This window comes from Nostoc sp. CHAB 5715 (genome assembly GCF_020829685.1).
In the GTDB taxonomy this organism is placed as follows: Bacteria; Cyanobacteriota; Cyanobacteriia; order Cyanobacteriales; family Nostocaceae; genus Nostoc.
Genome location: NZ_JAIVFR010001132.1, coordinates 1 through 2,211 on the forward strand (window position 1 = coordinate 1; position 2,211 = coordinate 2,211).

Below are 2,211 nucleotides of genomic sequence, written 5' to 3' on the forward strand. Positions count from 1 at the left end.
CTTTCATATATTTTATATTTTTATAAATATTTTTAATGTTTTTCCGCCTATCGATAGATATTCAAGCCTTTCTGTATATGAGATGCTTTTATACAAATAAGAATATCTTGAAATTAAGCTGCCATTATTATAATTTCTCTTATCTGGGTAACTTTAAATCGGGAATGCATAACTCCAGCACCAGGTTTTTAATTTATCGAGTGATTTCCAACGGATAAACATTAAAAATATTTATAAAAATATAAAATATATGAAAGTTTAAGAAGTTTGGATGGTTAGCTGAAATTTATATGTTTGTTAAGGTTGAGAAAGTTTGAGGGGGTTTGACATATTTGGTAATTAAGAAAAAAATGAAGAATATAATCAGTTTGGAGCCTAAAAAGAAAGTTTTGTTGGGTACGAAAGCCAGTTTCGTTATAGGTTGTATCTAACTGTAACCCATAGATGTTAGGTAGATGCCGATTTATATTCCTGAAGTTAAATTAGCATAAGCCTGTATTTCGATATATAAACGGGTGCATTCGTCCCTTAGGGAAAACTACCAAGCCTCAAATGAGTAGCTGTAACTAAATTATGTACCAAACAAAGCAACAATCCCTAAAGGAAACTATGAATATTGTTAAATTGGGAGAAATGGAAATACTGGATAATACTACTGATATTGAAGAACCATTACTCGATATTTTAGAAGCAGTGGCAGATGAAGAGACTCCAATTGTAGTAGAAAATCTGGAATCAGACGAACGCGACGGGGATGATATGGCTGCGGCCCGTCCTTCGGGATACAATAAAACCGAGCATGATGATGCTGTCGGCGCGTTTTTTAAAGAGATGGCGCGTTATCCGCTTCTAAAAGCTGATGAAGAGGTAGAGTTAGCGCGGCGAGTTAGGTTTCTAGAAGAAGTTAGGGAATTACAAGCAGCCTTAGAATTAAAACTGGGGCAGGAACCTAGCAAGGTAGAGGTGGCTTCTGAGCTAGAAATGACGGAAAAGCAATTAGAAAATCGCTTGTATCAAGGTAGAGTAGCGAAACGCAAAATGATTCGCTCGAATCTGAGATTGGTAGTTTCTATAGCTAAACGATACCTGAATCGGGGAGTGCCTTTTTTGGATTTAATTCAAGAAGGAGCAATGGGTTTAAATCGCGCTACAGAAAAATTTGATCCAGATAAAGGATATAAATTTTCTACTTACGCCTATTGGTGGATTAGACAAGCGATTACCAGGGCTATAGCTAACGATGCGCGGACAATCCGGTTACCTATTCATATTGTTGAAAAGCTTAACAAGCTGAAAAAAGCACAACGAGAACTCAAGCAAAAGCTTTGTCGCAATCCTACTGAAGGAGAAATGGCAGAAGCTTTAGAAATTAGTGTGCAACAACTACGCCAGCTACAACAACTACGGCGTCAAGCACTTTCTCTCAACCACCGCGTCGGTAAAGAAGAAGACACGGAATTGATGGATTTGCTAGAAGATGAAGATAACCTGTCTCCAGAAGCAAAAATGAATGAAAACATGATGCGTCAGGAGATTTGGGAAGTCTTGGGTGACGTATTAACTCCACGGGAGAAAGATGTAATTTCTCTACGCTATGGTTTGACAACCAGCGAACCCTGTACCTTAGAAGAAGTTGGCAACATGTTCAATCTTTCTCGTGAGCGAGTGCGACAAATTCAAAGCAAAGCCATGCGGAAATTGCGCCGTCCCCACATAGCCAAACGTTTAAAAGGTTGGTTGATTTAATTACATCTATGAAGATAGATTAGCTTCATTAACGAACATATAAAGTGCAAAACTTTAAATCTGGTAGGGGAGCCAGTGCGTTGCGGAGGTTCCCGACGCTCGATGACTCGCTAACGCTGCGCTATCCGTTGTAGCAACTGGCGTTGTGTTATCCCGTAGCGTAACGCACCATCCTAGATTTTAGGTGCGTTAGGATAAATGCCCTTAACACACCTTACAAAACTTGCTCTTTATTAAATCCACATGCCTAATGAATGAAGCCAAGCTTGTATATGTATATTTCTTGAGCTTCACCTATCGCAAATTGCAAAAACAGGGCGTTTTGTAACTTTTTCCGGCTTTTCATTAGTCATTAGTCAAAAAAACTTGCACAGTTGCCTATAGACTATGGACTATGAACTATAGACTATAGACTAATGACTTTGCATAGCAATTTGATTGTGCGTTTTATAAGGTGTGTTAAGG

At 38.4% G+C, this 2,211-nt stretch carries 1 protein-coding gene; it reads left to right on the forward strand.

Annotated elements, in window-relative coordinates; translation table 11 throughout:
* The first annotated feature begins 573 nt into the window (after positions 1-573).
* On the forward strand, positions 574-1,746 hold the full coding sequence (locus tag LC574_RS36835) for an RpoD/SigA family RNA polymerase sigma factor (RefSeq protein WP_229458575.1): 1,173 nt from the start codon (positions 574-576) through the stop codon (positions 1,744-1,746).
* Positions 1,747-2,211 lie beyond the last annotated feature (465 nt).

Excerpts from the sequence above, each read along its gene's own strand:
- LC574_RS36835 (WP_229458575.1), top strand. The coding sequence starts at position 574 with ATGTACCAAACAAAGCAACAATCCCTAAAGGAAACTATGAATATTGTT.